Source organism: Tahibacter sp. (assembly GCF_035481375.1).
Taxonomy (GTDB): domain Bacteria; phylum Pseudomonadota; class Gammaproteobacteria; order Xanthomonadales; family Rhodanobacteraceae; genus Tahibacter.
Map to the genome: position 1 here is coordinate 1 of NZ_DATIGT010000061.1, position 18,113 is coordinate 18,113.

Consider the following 18,113-nt stretch of genomic DNA (forward strand, 5'->3'; position numbering starts at 1 on the left):
CCCGCCATTTTTTTTGGAAGCGCCCCGACACGGCGTCCTACGATTCCCGGCGCTCCACTCGCGATTCCCGTTCCTCGCGCTTTGCCTCGTCCCAGAGCGCGTCCTGCCCTGCCAGATCGAGCGCCTTCAGGCCGGGTTCGCCCGCGAGCTGCTCCATGCGCCGGAAGCGCCGTTCGAACTTCGCGTTCGCGTGACGCAGCGCCGCGGACACGTCGACGCGCGCGTGCCGCGCGATGTTCACGCAGACGAACAGCAGATCGCCGATTTCGTCGGTGAGCCGCGCGGGATCGGCGCCGGTCGCGAATTCGTTGCGGACCTCGTCGATTTCCTCGTGCAGCTTTTCGAAGACGGGCGTGACGTTCGGCCAGTCGAAACCGACCGTCGCCGCGCGCTTCTGCAGCTTCAGCGCGCGCTGCCACTCGGGCATGCCGCGCGAGACGCCGGCCAGCGCGCTGCGGTCTTCCTCGCCGCGCGCGGCGCGTTCGGCGCGCTTGTGTTCTTCCCAGGCCACGGTCTGCGCGTCCGCGTCGGCAACCGAGGTTTCGCCGAACACGTGCGGGTGGCGCCGCCGCATCTTCGCGCAGATCGCGGCGACCACGTCGGCGAAACCGAATGCGCCGGCTTCGCTCGCCATCTGTGCATGGAACACGACCTGGAACAGCAGGTCGCCGAGTTCGTCGCAGAGCGCCGGCAGGTCGCGGCGGTCGATCGCGTCGGCGACCTCGTAGGCTTCCTCGATCGTGTATGGCGCGATCGTCGCGAAATCCTGCTGCAGATCCCACGGGCAGCCGCCGTCGGGATTGCGCAGCGCGGCCATGATCGCGAGCAGTTCGTCTATCGAAGCCATGCGGTTTCCGTCAGCGTGCGGTTCAGGCGAACAGGCGCGCCCAGTCGGTCGTCGGATCGCCGAACGCGATGAAGTCGCCGTTGAGCAGCGACTCGCGGGCGTTGCAGCGCAGCGGCAGCCCGGCGAAGTCGATCACGCCGCCGCCGGCCTGTTCGAGCACGCACTGCGCCGCGGCGGTGTCCCATTCCGAGGTCGGCCCGAGACGCAGGTAGAGGTCGGCCGAGCCTTCGGCGATGCGACAGAATTTCAGCGACGAGCCCAGCGGCAGCTTCTCGAACTCGCCGACGCGCGACAGCAGGTCCGCCTCGCGCTCGCTGCCGTGGGAGCGGCTGCCCGGAACGACGAGCGGCACGGCGCGCGGACGCGTGCGCAGCCGCCGCGCTTCGCTCGCCGCAGACGCCTGGCCGAACGCGCCGCCGCCGGCCCAGGCGAACCAGATCTCGCCGGTCACCGGCGCCTGCACGACGCCGAGCACGGGCCGCTGCTGATCGATCAGCGCGATGTTGACCGTGAATTCGCCGTTGCGCTTGACGAACTCGCGCGTGCCGTCGAGCGGATCGACGAGCCAATAGCGCGTCCAGCGCGCGCGCTCGAGATACGGGATCTCGGCGGACTCTTCCGAGAGCACCGGCAGCGCCGGCGTCAGCCGGCCGAGGCCCGCGACGATCGCGCGATGCGAGGCGATGTCGGCCGCGGTCAACGGCGAGCGGTCTTCTTTGTGTTCGACCGCGAATTCGCTGTCGTAGACCGCGAGGATCGCGTCGCCGGCTTCGCGCGCGAGCGCGCAGGCGTCGACGCAGAGGCGTTCGAGTTCGAGCGGATTCATGCGCCGGGCCTGAAGCGGCCGGCGAGGTATTCGCGCGCGATGAACAGCGCGGCGATCGAACGGCCTTCGCTGACTTCCTCGTGCCCCAGCAGCGCGTGCAGCTCGGAGAGTTTCCACGGAACCACTTCGAGCTCCTCGGGTTCGTCGCCCTGCAGGCGCTCGGGATACAGCTCCTGCGCAAGCACCACGTGGGTCATGCTGGTCATGTAGGCCGGCGACAGCGACAGCGTCGTCAGGATGCGCAGGTGGCGCGCGCCGAAGCCGATTTCTTCCTTGAGTTCGCGATTGGCGCCTTGCTCGACGGTTTCGTCGCGATCGAGCCGGCCTTTCGGCAGGCCGAGTTCGTAGCGGTCGACGCCGACGCCGTATTCGCGCACGAGCAGCACGGTGTCGTCGTCGCGCATCGGCACGATGATGACGGCACCGAGGCCCGAGCCCTTGAGGCGCTCGTAGGTGCGTCGCTGACCGTTGGAGAATTCGAGATCGACTTCCTCGACCTTGAGGAAGCCGCTGGCGTCGGCAATGCGGGTGGCGTGGATCGTCGGGCGTTGGCGCATGAGGGCCGATTCTACGCAGTCGTTGCGCGGCTGCGTAGACGAACAGGCGACAGTCCTGCGACAGCTCGGCCGCGCGCCGGCATCGCGCGAAGCCCCGGGACCGGACCGCTTCGGACCGCTGCGGTTGCGCGCAGCGAGCCCCGTGGCCGAAAATCCCCGCACGAAAACCCCAGAAAAAGCCGCAGCTTGGTTTGAGCGCGGCGAAACGGCCGCGGGCATCGCCGCTGCCCGGAGACGTGTCAAGATCCACTCATGAGCGACCAGAACCCCTACGACATCGCGATTTCGGTCGCTACACGCTTCGTCGACGAGCAGTCCCGCCCGTCCGACAACCGTTATGTTTTCGCCTACACCATCACGATCCAGAACACCGGCGGCATCGGCGCGCAGCTGCTGTCGCGCCACTGGATCATCACCGACGGCAACGGCAAGGTCGAAGAAGTCCGCGGCGACGGCGTCGTCGGCGAGCAGCCGCACATGCGCCCGGGCGAGGAATACCAGTACACCTCGGGCGCCGTGCTCGAAACCAGCGTCGGCGTGATGCGCGGCAGCTACCGCCTGGTGGCCGAGGACGGCACCGTGTTCGACGCGCCGATCCCGCAGTTCACGCTGTCCGTCCCGCGGACGCTGCATTGATGGCGACCTGGGCCATCGGCGACCTCCAGGGCTGCCTCGACGAACTGAAACGACTTCTCGACAAGATCAACTACGACCCGGCGTCTGACGCCTTGTGGTTTTGTGGAGATCTCGTCAACCGCGGCGGCCAGTCGCTCGAAGTGCTGCGCCTGCTGCGCACGCTCGGACCGCAGACCGTCGTCACGCTCGGCAACCACGACCTCAGCCTGCTCGCGATCGCGCAGCGCAACGAGGCCGAACAGGCCAAGGTCAACCCGGAGCTCGGCGCGATCCTGTTCGCCGGCGACCGCGAGGAACTGCTGACCTGGCTGCGGCACCAGTCCCTGCTGCATCACGACGAGTCGCTGAAATTCACCATGGTCCACGCCGGACTCGCGCCGCGCTGGACGCTCGCCCAGGCGCAGCGCGCCGCGCGCGAAGTCGAACGCGAACTGCGCGGCCCGCACCACGCGCGCCTGCTGCGGTCGATGTTCGGCAACAAGCCCGCGGTCTGGTCGGGCCGGCTCAAGGGCGTGGAGCGCATGCGCGCGAGCATCAACGTGCTGACGCGCCTGCGCTACTGCGACCCGCGCGGCCGCATCGCCTTCGGCGAGAAAGGCGCACCGGGCACGCAGCAGGCGGGACTGTATCCGTGGTACGAAGTGCCCGGCATGATCAAGCGCGACACGCGCATCGTCTGCGGACACTGGTCGACGCTCGGCCGCTTCTCGGGCCTCGGCATCTATGCGATCGACACGGGCTGCGTCTGGGGCGGCGCGCTGACGGCGCTGCGGCTCGACGCGGAAGATCCGTACTTCGTCAGCATCAAGTCCGATCGCGCGCCGCCGCCGGGGCGGGAGATGGATTGAGCATCCGGCGCGGCGCAGGGCGCACGTAGTCCACGAAATCCAGCGCGAACGCATGCCGCGCGTCCGCGTCATGGTGTGCGCGTCGCTCTTCACGCCACGCCGCACGATCGAATTCCGGAAACCAGGTATCGGCCTCGTCGACTGCCGCGTCGACTTCGGTCAGATGCAGCGCCGTCGCGAACGGCAACGCGAGCGCATAGATCTCGCCGCCGCCGATGACCATGAGTTCCGCGTCGCCGGCCGCGGCGATCGCCTCGGCGAGCGAACGCACGGTTTCCTGATTCGCGTAGGGCGCCTCGCCGTTGCGGCTCAGCACGAGATTGCGCCGGCCCGGCAGCGCACGGCCGATCGACAGCGCGGTCCTGCGCCCCATCAGCACGGGCTTGCCGAGCGTCAGGCGCTTGAAGCGTGCGAGGTCGTCGGGCAGATGCCAGGGCATGTCGCCGCGGCGGCCGATCGCGCGGTTGCGGTCGAGCGCGGCGATCAGCGCGATGCGCCCGCCCGCCGCTCCGCTCATACCGCGACCTCGCCCTTGATCGGCGCATGCGAGCGGTAGTTCTCGATGACGACGTCCTCGAAGCGGAACTCGAACAGCGAGCGCACGTGCGGATTGAGTTTCAGCGTCGGCAGCGGCAGCGGTTCGCGCGCGAGCTGTTCGCGTACCTGGTCGATGTGATTCAGATAAATGTGCGCATCGCCGAACGTGTGCACGAAGTCGCCGGGTGCGAGATCGCAGACCTGCGCGATCATCTGGGTCAGGAGCGCATAGCTCGCGATGTTGAACGGCACGCCGAGGAACACGTCGGCGGAACGCTGGTAGAGCTGGCATGACAGCCGGCCGCCGGCGACATGGAACTGGAACAGCGCATGGCAGGGCATCAGCGCCATGCGATCGAGCTCGCCGACGTTCCAGGCGCTGACGACGAGGCGGCGCGAATCGGGATTGCGGCGGATCTCGTCGACGACCCAGCGGATCTGGTCGATCGTGCGCCCGTCGGCGCCTTCCCAGGCGCGCCACTGCTTGCCGTAGACCGGGCCGAGATCGCCGTTGGCATCGGCCCACTCGTCCCAGATCGTGACCCTGTTGTCGCGCAGATAGGCGATGTTCGTGTCGCCGCGCAGGAACCAGAGCAGCTCGTGCACGATGGCGCGCAGGTACAGTTTCTTGGTCGTGACCAGCGGAAAGCCGTGCGCGAGATCGAAGCGCAGCTGGCGTCCGAACACGCTCAGCGTGCCGGTGCCGGTGCGGTCGGATTTGCGCACGCCGTTGTCGAGGATGTCCTGGACGAGATCGAGATAGGCACGCATAGACCGCGGATGATAGACCAAGCTTCGCGGACCGGGCGGACTGGACGAAGTGAAGAGCAGTGAGAGCCGGGCATGAAACCGCTGCGACTCGTTTTCTCGCTCCTCTTCACCCGATCCTGCTCTTCGCTGACGAATCGGCCATTGCGGCGCCATCCGCCGCGCTTACACTCCGCGCATTCCCTATTGCGCGGAGCGGACGATGGCACAGTGGTTCTTCAACTACGGCGGCGAGCAGATCGGTCCGCTGGACGACGCCCAGGCACGCGAACAGGCGCGGCGCAACGCAAACGGCCACTGCTGGCGCCAGGGCTTCGCCGAGTGGCAGCCGATCGCGCAGGTCGCCGAGCTGCGCAACGGTTCCGACGTCGCCGCGCCGCCGCGGCCACCGGCGCCGCCGGCCTCGGGCCAGCGCGGCAGCGACGTGATCGACTACCGCATCTTCGGTTCCGACATGCAGTTCGTCGAAATCGAACTCGATCCCGAGGAAAGCGCGATCGCCGAAGCCGGATCGATGATGTACAAGGAAGCGACCGTGCAGCTCGACACCGTGTTCGGCGACGGCTCGCAGGCGTCCGGCGGCGGCGGTTTCATGGGCAAGCTGTTGTCGGCCGGCAAGCGTGTGATCACGGGCGAAAGCCTGTTCACGACGATGTTCACGCAGAAGGGTTCGGGCAAGGGCAAGGTCGCATTCGCGGCGCCCTACCCCGGCACCATCGTGCCGATGAAGCTCAGCGATTTCGGCGGCCGCCTGATCTGCCAGAAGGACAGCTTTCTCTGCGCGGCGCGCGGCGTCTCGATCGGCATCTTCTTCCAGCGCAAGATCTTGACCGGCCTGTTCGGCGGCGAGGGTTTCATCATGCAGAAGCTCGAAGGCGACGGCCTCGCCTTCGTGCATGCCGGCGGCACGATCGTCGAGCGCACGCTCGCGCCGGGCGAACGCCTCGATGTCGACACGGGCTGCGTCGTCGCGCTGACCGACGGCGTCGGCTTCGACGTGAAGCCGGTCGGCGGTGTCAAGAGCATGCTGTTCGGCGGCGAAGGCCTGTTCCTCGCGAACCTGACCGGCCCGGGCAAGGTCTGGCTGCAGTCGCTGCCGTTCTCGCGCATGGCCGGCCGCATGCTCGCCGGCGCGCGCGGCGGCAAGGAAGAAGGCTCGGTGCTCGGCGGACTCGGCGACCTGCTGTCGGGCGACCGCAGCTGAGCGCATGCGCGCCGTGAACCCGCGACGGCCCGAGTTCGGCATTCCGGCCGTCGCGCGCACGCTCGCGTGGCTGCGTTTCTCCGCGGTGATCGGCCAGACCGCGACCGTCGTGTTCGTGACGAACGGACTCGGCATCGCGCTCGACACGCCGCGCCTGTATACCGGCATCGCGCTGCTCGGCACGTTCGCGCTCGCGGTGCGCTGGCGCCTCGCGCAGTCCTGGCCGGTCAGCGCGGGCGAGCTGATGCTGCATGTCGCGCTCGACACGATCGTGCTCGGCTGGCTGCTGTTCCTGACCGGCGGCGCGACGAATCCGTTCGCGGCGCTGCTGCTGCTGCCGATCACGCTGGTCGCGACCGCACTGAGCCCGCGCCATGTGATCGCGGTCGCGCTGATGTCGCTGGTGACCTACGTCACGCTGCTGCGCTGGAACCAGCCGCTGCCGCCGCTCGGCAGCGGGCTGCACGTGATCGGCATGGCGATGTCGTTCCTGATCAGCGCGTGCCTCCTCGGCTGGTTCATCTCGCGCCTGGCACTCGTGCTGCGCGACAACCAGGCGCTCGCGCAGCGCATTCGCGAGCGCGCGCTGCGCGACGAGGGCTTTCTCGCGATCGCGACGCAGGCCGCGGGCGCCGCGCACGAACTCAACACGCCGCTGTCGACGATGCGCACGCTGATCACGGAACTGCGCCGCGAGCACACCGACGGCGTGCTCGCCGAGGACCTTGCCCTGCTCGACAGCCAGGTCGAACGCTGCCGCGACAGCCTGCGCGAACTCGTCGCGGCGGGCAAAGCACAGCTCGCGCAGACCGGCGAGGAACGCCGCCTCGGCGATTTCGTCGCCGATTGCGAACACCGCTACGGCCTGCTGCGACCCGAAGTCGCACTCGAGATCGACCTGCCCGACGCGGTAGCCGCGCTGCGCGTCGTCGTGCCGCCGGGCCTGCGGCATGCGCTGCTGAACCTGCTCAACAACGCCGCCGACGCTTCGCTCGCGAACCAGGCCGACCGCATCGGCCTGACGCTGCGGACCGCCGGCGACCTGCTCGAATTCCGCGTGCGCGACCGCGGCGCGGGTTTCGCGGCCGGCATGGCCGCGGCGCTCGGCAATCCGTTCCAGAGCAGCAAGAGCACGGGACTCGGCATCGGGCTTGCGCTGGCCGACGCCACGGCCGAACGCCTCGGCGGTACTCTCTATGCGCGCGAAGCCGATGCCTCCGGCGTCGAAACGGTGCTCGCGCTGCCGCTGCGGCCGTTGCTCGCGAGCGATGCCGTGGCGCCTCTTTCACCCGACCCCGCGGAAACTGCCTCGCATGGACAAGCCCGAACGCCTGCTGCTGATCGACGATGACGAAACCTTCGCACGCGTGCTCGCACGCGCGCTCGGCGCCCGCGGCTTCGACGTGTCGGTCGCGCACGACGCGGCCGGCGCGATCGCGCTGCTGCGGCGCGAGCATCCGAAGCACGCGGTACTCGACCTCAAGCTCGGCGCCGACAACGGCCTCGCGCTGATTCCGCAATTGCTCGGCATCGCGCCGAATCTGCGCATCCTCCTGCTGACCGGCTATGCGTCGATCGCGACCGCGGTCGAAGCGATCAAGCGCGGCGCGCACGACTACCTCGCCAAGCCCGTCGACGCCGACGCGATCGTACGCGCGCTGCGCGACGACGAGGGCGACGCCGAGATCGTCACGACCGGCAATGAACACGCGCCGCCGCTGCGCCGGCTCGAGTGGGAACATATCCAGCGCGTGCTGGTCGAGAGCGAGGGCAACATCTCCGAAGCGGCACGCCGGCTCGGACTGCACCGGCGCACGCTGCAACGCAAGCTGGCCAAGCACCCGGTACGCGAGCGAGGTTCCTCATGAATCCTGCGACCGTTTCACCTCGTGCCGCATCCTCGGACCGACGTCTTCGCAGGCGCCCGGCGCCGCCGAAAATTCTTCCTGCCAGCCTGTCAACGCCGCGGTCGTCCGTCCGTTAAGCGGCCGGGGCCGTTCGCGCCGCCGGTTTGCGCAACGCCATCAACAAGGAAGCAGGCATGTCGCGTGGCAAGATCATCGCCGTCGTAATCGTCGTAACCCTGGCCGGACTCATCGGCTACCGCACTTTCAGCAACAGCAGCGGCGGCGGACAGCGCCGCGGCGGCGGCGATCCGGATGCGCCGATTCCCGTGACCGCGGTCGTGGCCGCGACCGAGAACGTGCCGCTGAACCTCGACGCGCTCGGCACGGTGCAGGCGCTCAACACCGTCGCCGTGCGGCCCCAGGTCGGCGGACAGATCGAAGCGATCCTGTTCAAGGAGGGCCAGGAGATCGCGAAGGACGAGATCATCGCGCGCATCGACGCACGCAGCTATCAGAGCCAGCTCGACCAGGCAGTCGCGAAGAAGAAACAGGACGAGGCGCAGCTCGGCGGCGCGCGCTCCACGCTCAAGCGCTATGAAGAACTGATCCAGAAGAACTTCGTCGCCGCGCAGGATCTCGAGAACCAGCGCCACACCGTGCGCCAGCTCGAAGCGCTGGTCGCCTCTGACGAGGCCGCGATCGCGAACGCGCGCGTGCAGGTCGGCTATACCGTGATCCGCGCGCCGATCGCCGGTCTCGCCGGCATCCGCCAGGTCGACGTCGGCAACATCGTCTCGGGCAACCAGACCGACGCGATCGTCGTGCTGACCCAGGTGCATCCGATCAACGTGGTGTTCACGCTGCCCGAGCAGCAGCTCGAACGCGTGCGCGCGGCCGGCCAGGCATTGAAGGTCACCGCGCGCGACCGCGGCGACAACCGGGTCGTCGCCGAAGGCACGCTGGCCGTGATCGACAACCAGATCGACGCGACCACCGGCACGTTCAAGCTCAAGGCCGAATTCACGAACGACACGAACACGCTGTGGCCCGGGCAGTTCGTCAACGTGCGCCTCGAAGTCGGCGCGCTCGCCGACGCGGTGACCGTGCCGACCCAGGCGCTGCAGCGCGGACCCGACGGCAGCTACGTCTACGTCGTCAAGGAGGATTCGAGCGTCGCGCTGCAGCCGGTCAAGGCCGGCGCCGAAGCGCCCGGCGGACGCACGGTCGTGCTCGACGGCGTGAAGGCCGGCGACAAGGTCGTCAGCGAAGGCCAGTTCCGGCTGAAACCCGGCGCGAAGGTGCTGGCGCTCGCGCCCGGCGAGACACCGCCGCCGGCCGCGCCGGCCGGCGGCGGGAAGCCCGCCGGCGATGCGCCGCGGCGGCGGCGTGGTGGCGGGTGAACGGGATGCTCGCCCTGGCGATACACGGCTCCCTTTCCTCCGGCAGCGTCGGGGGAGAGGGCTCAAGCGGGCATCTTGGTTAACTTATGTCATTTTCCACTCTTTTCATCCGCCGCCCGATCGCGACATCGCTGCTGATGCTCGCGCTCGTGCTGCTCGGCCTGCTCGGCTATCGCCAGCTGCCGGTGTCGGCGCTGCCCGACATCGACGCGCCGAACCTGCAGGTCACGACGTACTACCCGGGCGCGAGCCCGAGCACGATCGCGGCCCTCGTGACGACACCGCTGGAACGCCAGTTCGGGCAGATCTCGGGGCTCACGCTGATGACCTCCGACAGCTCGGCCGGCCTGTCGACGATCAACCTGCAGTTCCAGGTCGACCGCGACATCGACGCCGCGGCGCAGGACGTACAGGCGGCGATCAACGCGGCGCGCGGCACGCTGCCGAGCGGGCTGCCGTATCCGCCGGTCTACAACAAGGTGAATCCGGCCGACGCGCCGATCATGACCTTGATGCTGTCCTCGCAGACGCTGCCGCTGCGCGACGTCAACAACTACGCCGACAGCATCCTCGCGCAGAAGCTCTCGCAGGTCAGCGGCGTCGGTCTCGTCAGCATCGCCGGCAACGTGCGCCCGGCCGTGCGCGTGCAGGTGAATCCGGGGCAGCTCGCGAATCTCGGCCTCACGCTCGAGGACGTGCGCAGCGCGCTGACGCAGCTCAACGTCAACGCGCCGAAAGGCTCGCTCAACGGCAGCGTCCAGTCGTTCAGCATCGGCACGAACGACCAGTTGCGCGACGCCGCCGCGTATCGCGACGCGATCATCAGCTGGCGCGACAACGCGGCGATCCGGCTCGGGGACATCGCGCAGGTCATCGACGGCGTCGAGAACGACCAGGTGTCGGCCTGGGCCAACGGCAAGCAGGCGGTGCTGCTCGACATCCGCCGCCAGCCCGGCGCGAACATCGTCAGCACGGTCGAGCAGGTGCAGGCCATCATGCCGCAGCTGCGCGCCGTGCTGCCGGCCGGCGTCGATCTCGAAATATTCGCCGACCGCACCGTGACGATCCGCGCCTCGGTGCACGACGTGCAGTTCACGCTCGTGCTGACCGTGATCCTCGTCGTCGCGGTGATCTTCGTATTCCTGCGCCGGCTCTGGGCGACCGTGATTCCGGGCGTCGCCGTGCCGCTGTCGCTGCTCGGCACGTTCGCCGTCATGAGCTTCGCGGGCTTTTCGCTCGACAACCTGTCGCTGATGGCGCTGACCGTCGCGACCGGCTTCGTCGTCGACGATGCGATCGTCATGATCGAGAACATCGTGCGCTATCTCGAAAAGGGCCACGACGGCCGCGAGGCCGCCGAGATCGGCGCGAAGGAAATCGCGTTCACGGTGATTTCGCTGACCGTGTCGCTGATCGCGGTGTTCCTGCCGCTGCTGCTGATGCCCGGCGTCACCGGCCGCCTGTTCCACGAATTCGCCTGGGTGCTGTCGATCGCCGTCGCACTGTCGGCGCTGGTGTCGCTGACCTTGACGCCGATGATGTGCGCCTACCTGCTCAAGCCCGGCGAGATCAAGGGCGACGCGGAAGACCATGCGCATCGCGAAGGGATCTACGGCCGCGTGCTCGACGCCTACGACCGCAGCCTCGTCTGGGTGCTCGACCATCCGCGCCTGACCATGGCCGTCGCGACCGCGTCGGTCGTGCTGACCGCGCTGCTCTACGTGCTGATTCCGAAGGGCCTGCTGCCCGAACAGGACACCGGCCTCGTGACCGCGGTCGTCGAGGCCGACGACAACATCGCCTTTCCGCTGATGCAGTCGCGCGTCGAGGCGGTTGCCGCGGCGCTGCGCGGCGTGCCCGACGTCTCGGGCGTCGCCGCGTTCGTCGGTGCCGGCGAGATCAATCCGACCTTGAACCAGGGCCAGATCAGCATCGTGCTGAAGCCGCGCGGCGAACGCCGCGGCCTGGCCGAGGTGCTTCCGGCGCTGCAGGAGGCCACTTCGCGGATTCCGGCGATCGCGCTGTATCTGAAGCCCGTGCAGGACGTCGCGCTCGACAGCCGCGTCGGCGCGACCGAATACCAGTACACGCTGACCGACGTCGACGCGAAGGAGCTCGGCGACGCCGCGGCGCGCATGACGACGGCATTGCGGCAGCGGCCCGAACTCGCCGACGTCGACAACAATCTCGCGTCGAAGGGACTGCAGCTGCTGCTCGCGATCGACCGCGACCAGGCGAGCCGGCTAGGCGTCGCGATCCAGAGCATCGACGACACGCTCTACGACGCGTTCGGACAGCGCCAGGTGTCGACGATCTTCACCGAACTCAATCAGTATCGCGTCGTGCTCGAGGTCGCGCCGGAATTCCGCACGAGCAGCGATCTTCTGGACAAGCTCAGCGTGCGCGCGAGCGGCGGCGGCGCGGTCGCCGGCAACACCTCCTCGACCGGCACGACGACGACGAATCTCGCCGGCACCGTACCGCTGTCGAGCGTCGCGCGCGCGACCGTGACGAACGCGCCGCTCGTGATCTCGCACCAGGATCAGCTGCCCGCGGTCACGATCGGCTTCAACACCGCGGACGGCTATTCGCTGTCCGAGGCCGTCGAGGCGATCCGCGCGGTCGAGCGCGAGATGAACCTGCCGGCGTCGGTGCGCGGCAGCTTCGTCGGCAAGGCGGCGGAATTCTCCGCGTCGCAGGCCAACGAGCTGTACCTGATCCTCGCCGCGGTGCTCGTGATCTACATCGTGCTCGGCGTACTGTACGAGAGCTACATCCACCCGCTGACGATCCTCTCCACGCTGCCGCCGGCCGGCGTCGGCGCGCTGCTCGCGCTGTTCGTCTGCGGCATGAGCCTGTCGATCGACGGCATCGTCGGCATCATTCTCCTGATCGGCATCGTCAAGAAGAACGCGATCATGATGATCGACTTCGCGATCGAGGCGCAGCGCGACGGCCTGCGCGCGCGCGAGGCGATCCACCGCGCCTGCCTGCTGCGCTTCCGCCCGATCATGATGACGACGGCCGCGGCGCTGCTCGGCGCGCTGCCGCTCGCGCTCGGCAACGGCATCGGTGCGGAGCTGCGCCGGCCGCTCGGCGTGTCGATCGTCGGCGGACTGCTGCTGTCGCAGCTCGTCACGCTGTACACGACGCCGGTGATCTATCTGTACCTCGAACGCGTCAACGACTGGATCGCGCGGCGCCGCGCGCACGGCGAACGCGCCACCGCAGCCGCCGCGCCATGAGCATCTCCACACCGTTCATCAAGCGACCGATCGGCACCTCGCTGCTCGCCGCGGGCCTGTTCGTCGCGGGCATGCTCTGCTACACGCTGCTCGGCGTCGCGCCGCTGCCCAACGTCGAATTTCCGGCGATCTTCGTCTCGGCGAGCCAGCCCGGCGCCGACGCCGGGACGATGGCGACGACGGTCGCCGCGCCGCTGGAACGTCACCTCGGCCAGATCGCCGGGATCGACGATATGAGTTCCAACAGCAGCGAAGGCAGCGCGTCGGTCAACATCATCTTCGAGGCCGGCCGCAACCTCGACAGCGCGGCGCGCGACGTGCAGGCCGCGATCAATGCCGCCGCACCCGACCTGCCCTCGGGCCTGCGCACCTCGCCGACCTATCGCAAGGCCAATCCGAACAACGCGCCGATCATCATTCTCGCAATGACTTCGCCGACACGGCCGCTCGGCGAGCTGTTCAACTACGCCGACTCGCTGGTCGCGCAGCGCCTGCGCCAGCTGCCCGGCGTCGCCGATGTCGACATCGCCGGCGGCGCGACGCCGGCCATCCGCGTCGACCTGAACCTGCGCGCGCTCAATGCGCGCGGCATCTCCGCCGACGACGTACGCCGCGCGCTCGTCGCGGCCAACGTGACGACCGCGCAGGGCTTTCTCAGCGATGGCCGCACGACGATGGCGATCGCGTCGAACAACGCGCTGAGCAAGCCCAAGCAGTTCGCCGATCTCATCGTCGCGACGCGCAACGGCAATCCGGTGTTCCTGCGCGACGTCGCGCGCGTGACACAGGGCCAGGAGGACCGCTACCAGGCCGCGTGGTTCGACGGCCAGCGCGCGATATTGCTGTTCGTACGCAAGCAGGCCGACGCGAACGTGATCGCGACCGTCGACGCGGTCAGGGCGATGCTGCCGGAGCTGCGCGCGTGGCTGCCGAGCGACGCCAAGCTGACGCCGTTCCTCGACCGCACGCCGACGATACGCGCGTCGGTCATGGAGGTGCAGGTCGCGCTGCTGATCAGCCTCGGCCTCGTGATCCTGACGATGCTGCTGTTCCTGCGCCGGCTCGCGCCGACGCTCATCGCCGGTCTTGCCGTGCCCCTGTCGCTCGCCGGCGCGTTCGCGGTGATGTACGTGCTCGGCTTCACCTTGAACAACCTGTCGCTGATGGCGCTCGTGATCGCGATCGGCTTCGTCGTCGACGACGCGATCGTCGTCATCGAGAACATCGCGCGCCATCTCGAACAGGGCATGCCGCGCATGCAGGCGACGCTGCTCGGCGCGCGCGAGATCGGCTTCACCATCGTGTCGATCACGCTGTCGCTGCTGGCCGTGTTCATCCCGCTGCTGTTCATGGGCGGCTTCCTGGGCCTGTTGTTCCGCGAATTCGCGATCACGCTGGCCGCGGCGATCGCGATCTCCGCCATCGTGTCGCTGACCGTGACGCCGTCGCTCTGCGCGCAGTTCATGGAACCGCACGGCACGAAGCCGCCGGGCGCGCTGGAACGCCGCATCGATGCCGCGCATGCCTGGAGCGTGGAGGTCTATCGCCGCGCGCTGGACTGGTCGCTCGGAAGGCCGCGGCTCATGGCCTCGCTGCCGGCGCTGCTGCTCGTCCTCACGATCTGGCTCATGATCATCGTGCCGAAGGGATTCTTTCCGCAGCAGGACACGGGACAGCTGCAGGGCTCGACGAATGCCGGCTCCGACGTGTCGTTCGACGTGCTCGTCGAGCGCCAGCAGCGCATCGCCGACATCGTGCGCGCCGATCCGGCCGTCGAGAGCGTCGGCGTGCGCGTCGGCGGCGGCCGCTTCGGCGGCGGCGGCGGTTCGGGCACGCTGTTCATCAATCTCAAGCCGCTCGGCGAAGGCCGCGACGTGTCGACGTTCGCGGTCATGAACCGGCTGTCGGAAAAAGCCGCACAGGTGCCCGGCGTGCGCCTGCGCCTGCGCCCCGTGCAGGACATCGGCGGCGGCGGCGGTGCCGGCGGCGGAGGCGGCGGCGCGCAGTACAACTACTCGCTCCGCGGCAGCGATCTTGCACAATTGCAGGAGTGGACACCGCGCCTCGTCGAGGCGCTGAAGAAGCTGCCGCAGCTGCGCGACGTCGGCTCGGACCTGCAGGAGGCCGGGCTGCGCCAGAACCTCGAGATCGACCGCGACACGGCGGCGCGCCTCGGCGTCAGCGTCGCGGCGATCAACAGCGCGCTCTACGACGCGTTCGGCCAGCGCCAGGTGTCGACGATCTATTCGGACATCAATCAGTACAAGGTGGTCGTGACCGCCGAACCCGGCGAGTCGGCGACGCCGGGCTCGCTGGAGCGGCTCTACGTGCAGTCGAGCACCGGCGCGATGGTGCCGATCACGGCACTCACGCAGATGCGCGACGGCATCGCGCCGACGTCGATCCAGCATCGCGCGCAGTTCGCGGTCATGGACGTCTCGTTCGGCCTTGCCCCCGACGTGCCGATGAGCGAAGCCGGCCGGCTCGTCGCGCAGACCATGAAGGACCTGCGCATGCCCGGCGACATCAGCGGCGAATTCGGCGGCGATTTCCGCCGCTTCCAGCAGCAGCAGAGCGACACGCCGCTGCTGTTCATCGCCGCGATTCTCGCGGTCTATCTGATCCTCGGCATGCTCTACGAAAGCCTGATTCATCCGCTGACGATCCTGTCGACGCTGCCGTCGGCCGGCGTCGGCGCGGTGCTCGCGCTGCTCGTCACGAACACCGAGCTGTCGATCGTCTCGATCATCGCGATCGTGCTCCTGATCGGCATCGCGAAGAAGAACGCGATCATGATGATCGACTTCGCGCTCGTCGCCGAACGCGAACAGGGCATGACGCCGTTGCAGGCGATCCGCGAAGCCTGCCTCGTGCGCTTCCGCCCGATCATGATGACCTCGCTGGTCGCGATCTTCAGCGCGTTGCCGCTCGCGATCGGCTTCGGCGCGGGTGCGGAAATGCGCCGGCCGCTCGGCATCGCGATGATCGGCGGGCTGCTGATCTCACAGACCCTGACCCTGCTGACGACGCCGGCGATCTATCTGCTGCTCGAGCGCCGCGCGCAGCGGCGGCGCGAACGCAGGGCGGCGCGCAAGGCCGCGAAGTTGCCGGCGGCCTCACCGGCGTAGGCTGGGGTGGGCCGCAGGCGAACCCCAAGCTACGGCCACCGCCTCGTCCGCGTCATCCGCACGGCGAACGGCAGCAGATACTCGAGCCGCTGCGGCGAGGCGTAGGCGACGAAAGCGCCCTGCAGCACGTCGCCGCTGCGCACGAGCTTGACGAGCAGCAGCGGACTCCCGGCGCCCGACTGCTCGGCGATCGGCAGCGCCATCGGCACGGCGCCGACGAAGGAGTCGCCGTAGACGATGCCGGCGAATTCGCCGCGCGCGCGACGCGTCGTGTCGTCGGATGCGGCAAGCGCGAGCGCGATCTTGCCGTCGCCGAAGCGCAGTTCGCAGGCGAGCTTGCGGCCGCCGACCGTGACGCTGCCCCGCCATTCGCCGAGAAAGTCCGGCTGCGCCGCGTAGCGCGCGTAGTTCGCGGTCGCATCGAGCGGTCCCGGCGCGTAGCCCGGCAGCAGTGCGCGCAGCGCGTCGTCCGCCACGGCCTGGGTGACCGCATTCACCTCGCTCTTGTTCGCGAGCACGACGACGCCGATACGGCGTTCCGGGAGCAGCTTGATGATGCTGCTCGCGCCCGGCATGCCGCCCTCGTGCCAGACCGCGCGCTCGCCGCCGTCATCGGGCCGCACGTACCAGCCGAGACCGTAGTACGCGCCGGCGTAGTAGTGATGCAGCGCCTTCGCGTCGGCGCGCTGCTGCATGCGGCGCACGCCGGCCGTCGACAGCACGGGCTTTTCGGCGGATGCCGGATCGAGATGGAAGCGCGCGAAGCGGACGAGATCGTGCGCGCTTGCTTGCACGTTGCCCGCACCCGGCGTGTCGTTGCGCAGCGCAGGCAGCGCCGCGTTCTGCGCATCGTAGGGCGTCGCGACGTCGGCGCCGGGCTGCGGCGTGTCGACGAACGCGTCGGTCATGCCGAGCGGCGCGAACACCTCGCGCGCGAGATAGTCGCCGAATCCCGCGCCGCCGCGGCGCTCGACGATGTCGCCGAGCAGGCCGTAGCCGAGGTTCGAATACTCGGCGACGCGGCCCGGCGGCTGTACGAGCACGCCGAAGCGCTCGACGCTGCGCGCGAACGCCGGTGCGCGCGCGACCGCATCGCCAAAGTAGATATGTGCATAAGTGGCGAGGCCGGCGGTGTGGTCGAGCAACTGCGCGACGCTCGGCGCCGGCCACGCCGGGTCCGCCGCGCGCAGACGCAGCGGGCCCAGGTAGCGCCGTGCCGGCGCGGCGAGATCAATCTTTCCGCGCTCGGCGAGCTGCATCACCGCGGTCGCGGTGATCGGCTTGGTCGCCGACGCGAGCGCGTAGGCCGTATGCACGGTGGCGGGCCGGCGCTGCGCGAGATCGGCGTGGCCGAAGGCGCGCGCGTAGACGATTTCGCCGTCGCGCACGACCGCGACCGCGAGCGACGGCAGGTTGCCGCTGTCGACTTCCTGCGCGGCGCGCCGTTCCAGCGCGCTGAAGTCCGGCACCGGCGCGGCGGTCGCGAGGGCCGCGGTGCAGGCAATCCATGCGACGGCGAGACGCAGCATCATGTCGGTGACTCCTGGGCTGTCGGGGGTGCTGCGCGAAAGCGCGCTCGGTAGTGCGCCGGCGCGATGCCGACCTGGCGTTCGAACGCGCGCCGGAATACGTCGACGCTGCGGAATCCGACCGCGGCGGCGATCCGGTCGACGGACGCGCGGCTTTCGCTGAGCCGCTGCCGCGCCTCGTCGATGCGCAGGCGCTCGACATAGTGCGCCGGAGAAAGCCCGAACGCGTCGAGAAAGCGGCGGCTGAGCTGGCGCCGGCTCATGCTGCAGCGCTCGGCGAGCCGCTCGACCGAGAGATCGCCGTCGAGATGCCGCAGCATCCATGCGGCGAGTTCGCCGAGCCGGTCGCCGGCCGCGGTCTGGAACGCTAGCGGCGCGGAATACTGGCGCTGCCCGCCGTCGCGCTTGACGTGCACGACGAGTTCGCGCGCGACGGCGAGCGCGAGCGCCGGACCGTGGTCCTCGGCGACCAGCGCGAGCGCGAGATCGATGCCGGCGCTGATGCCGGCCGAGGTGTAGATGCGCCCGTTGCGCAGGAAGATCGCGTCGGCATCGACGCGCAGCGCCGGATAGCGCGCGGCCAGCGCCGGCGCGTGGCGCCAGTGCGTGGTCACGGTGCTGCCGTCGAGCAGGCCGGCCTCGGCGAGCGCGTAGACGCCGGTGCAGACCGACGCGATCCGCCGCACGCGACGGTGACGCTGCCGCAGCCACTGCGCCAGCGCGGCGAGCGTCGCCGGCTGG

The 18,113-nt window shown here is 69.2% G+C and carries 15 protein-coding genes; 8 read left to right on the forward strand and 7 right to left on the reverse strand.

Annotated elements, in window-relative coordinates:
* Positions 1-37: 37 nt before the first annotated feature.
* The 3 genes from mazG to nudE are packed head-to-tail and all read right to left on the reverse strand — an operon-like array spanning position 38 to position 2,230.
* Positions 38-847, reverse strand: coding sequence for a nucleoside triphosphate pyrophosphohydrolase (mazG, locus tag VLF18_RS03655; RefSeq protein ID WP_325278264.1), 810 nt, complete (start codon positions 845-847; stop codon positions 38-40).
* 22 nt (positions 848-869) lie between these two features.
* A complete protein-coding gene (gene cysQ / locus VLF18_RS03660; protein WP_325278265.1) occupies positions 870-1,673 on the reverse strand; it encodes a 3'(2'),5'-bisphosphate nucleotidase CysQ in 804 nt (267 codons plus the stop codon).
* On the reverse strand, positions 1,670-2,230 hold the full coding sequence (nudE, locus tag VLF18_RS03665) for an ADP compounds hydrolase NudE (RefSeq protein WP_325278266.1): 561 nt from the start codon (positions 2,228-2,230) through the stop codon (positions 1,670-1,672). Before nudE ends, cysQ begins: the two co-directional genes overlap by 4 nt.
* 252 nt (positions 2,231-2,482) lie before the next feature.
* Here nudE and apaG point away from each other — a divergent pair, with 252 nt between their 5' ends.
* Together apaG and VLF18_RS03675 are read left to right on the forward strand one after the other, a co-directional pair.
* A complete protein-coding gene (gene apaG / locus VLF18_RS03670) occupies positions 2,483-2,866 on the forward strand; it encodes a Co2+/Mg2+ efflux protein ApaG (protein ID WP_325278267.1) in 384 nt (127 codons plus the stop codon).
* The gene (locus tag VLF18_RS03675; protein WP_325278268.1) at positions 2,866-3,714 is read left to right on the forward strand and encodes a symmetrical bis(5'-nucleosyl)-tetraphosphatase; all 849 of its coding nucleotides are present in this window, start codon (positions 2,866-2,868) and stop codon (positions 3,712-3,714) included. Before apaG ends, VLF18_RS03675 begins: the two co-directional genes overlap by 1 nt.
* Here VLF18_RS03675 and VLF18_RS03680 read toward each other — a convergent pair.
* Together VLF18_RS03680 and VLF18_RS03685 are read right to left on the reverse strand one after the other, a co-directional pair.
* Positions 3,671-4,231: a dihydrofolate reductase gene (locus tag VLF18_RS03680; RefSeq protein WP_325278269.1), complete on the reverse strand. Its 561-nt coding sequence runs from the start codon at positions 4,229-4,231 to the stop codon at positions 3,671-3,673. The two genes, VLF18_RS03675 and VLF18_RS03680, sit on opposite strands and share 44 nt — an antisense overlap.
* On the reverse strand, positions 4,228-5,022 hold the full coding sequence (locus VLF18_RS03685) for a thymidylate synthase (RefSeq protein WP_325278270.1): 795 nt from the start codon (positions 5,020-5,022) through the stop codon (positions 4,228-4,230). The genes VLF18_RS03680 and VLF18_RS03685 overlap by 4 nt, the downstream gene beginning before the upstream one ends.
* Before the next feature lie 199 nt (positions 5,023-5,221).
* Between VLF18_RS03685 and VLF18_RS03690 the strand changes: the two genes are divergently transcribed.
* From VLF18_RS03690 to VLF18_RS03715, 6 genes are all read left to right on the forward strand, one after another.
* Positions 5,222-6,223: a TIGR00266 family protein gene (locus VLF18_RS03690; protein ID WP_325278271.1), complete on the forward strand. Its 1,002-nt coding sequence runs from the start codon at positions 5,222-5,224 to the stop codon at positions 6,221-6,223.
* A gap of 4 nt (positions 6,224-6,227) precedes the next feature.
* Positions 6,228-7,574, forward strand: coding sequence for an ATP-binding protein (locus VLF18_RS03695; protein WP_325278272.1), 1,347 nt, complete (start codon positions 6,228-6,230; stop codon positions 7,572-7,574).
* Positions 7,537-8,091, forward strand: coding sequence for a response regulator transcription factor (locus VLF18_RS03700; protein WP_325278273.1), 555 nt, complete (start codon positions 7,537-7,539; stop codon positions 8,089-8,091). Before VLF18_RS03695 ends, VLF18_RS03700 begins: the two co-directional genes overlap by 38 nt.
* Before the next feature lie 173 nt (positions 8,092-8,264).
* Positions 8,265-9,470, forward strand: a complete 1,206-nt coding sequence (locus VLF18_RS03705) for an efflux RND transporter periplasmic adaptor subunit (protein WP_325278274.1) — start codon at positions 8,265-8,267, stop codon at positions 9,468-9,470.
* Positions 9,471-9,556: 86 nt separating this feature from the next.
* A complete protein-coding gene (locus VLF18_RS03710) occupies positions 9,557-12,715 on the forward strand; it encodes an efflux RND transporter permease subunit (RefSeq protein WP_325278275.1) in 3,159 nt (1,052 codons plus the stop codon).
* Positions 12,712-15,843, forward strand: a complete 3,132-nt coding sequence (locus VLF18_RS03715) for an efflux RND transporter permease subunit (RefSeq protein ID WP_325278276.1) — start codon at positions 12,712-12,714, stop codon at positions 15,841-15,843. The genes VLF18_RS03710 and VLF18_RS03715 overlap by 4 nt, the downstream gene beginning before the upstream one ends.
* 29 nt (positions 15,844-15,872) lie before the next feature.
* Here the strand turns inward: VLF18_RS03715 and VLF18_RS03720 are convergent, their stop codons facing one another.
* The gene (locus tag VLF18_RS03720; protein ID WP_325278277.1) at positions 15,873-17,375 is read right to left on the reverse strand and encodes a serine hydrolase domain-containing protein; all 1,503 of its coding nucleotides are present in this window, start codon (positions 17,373-17,375) and stop codon (positions 15,873-15,875) included.
* Positions 17,372-18,113 (reverse strand): GlxA family transcriptional regulator (locus VLF18_RS03725; protein WP_325278278.1); only part of this gene is annotated, 742 nt, incomplete at its 5' end. The genes VLF18_RS03720 and VLF18_RS03725, both read right to left, overlap by 4 nt.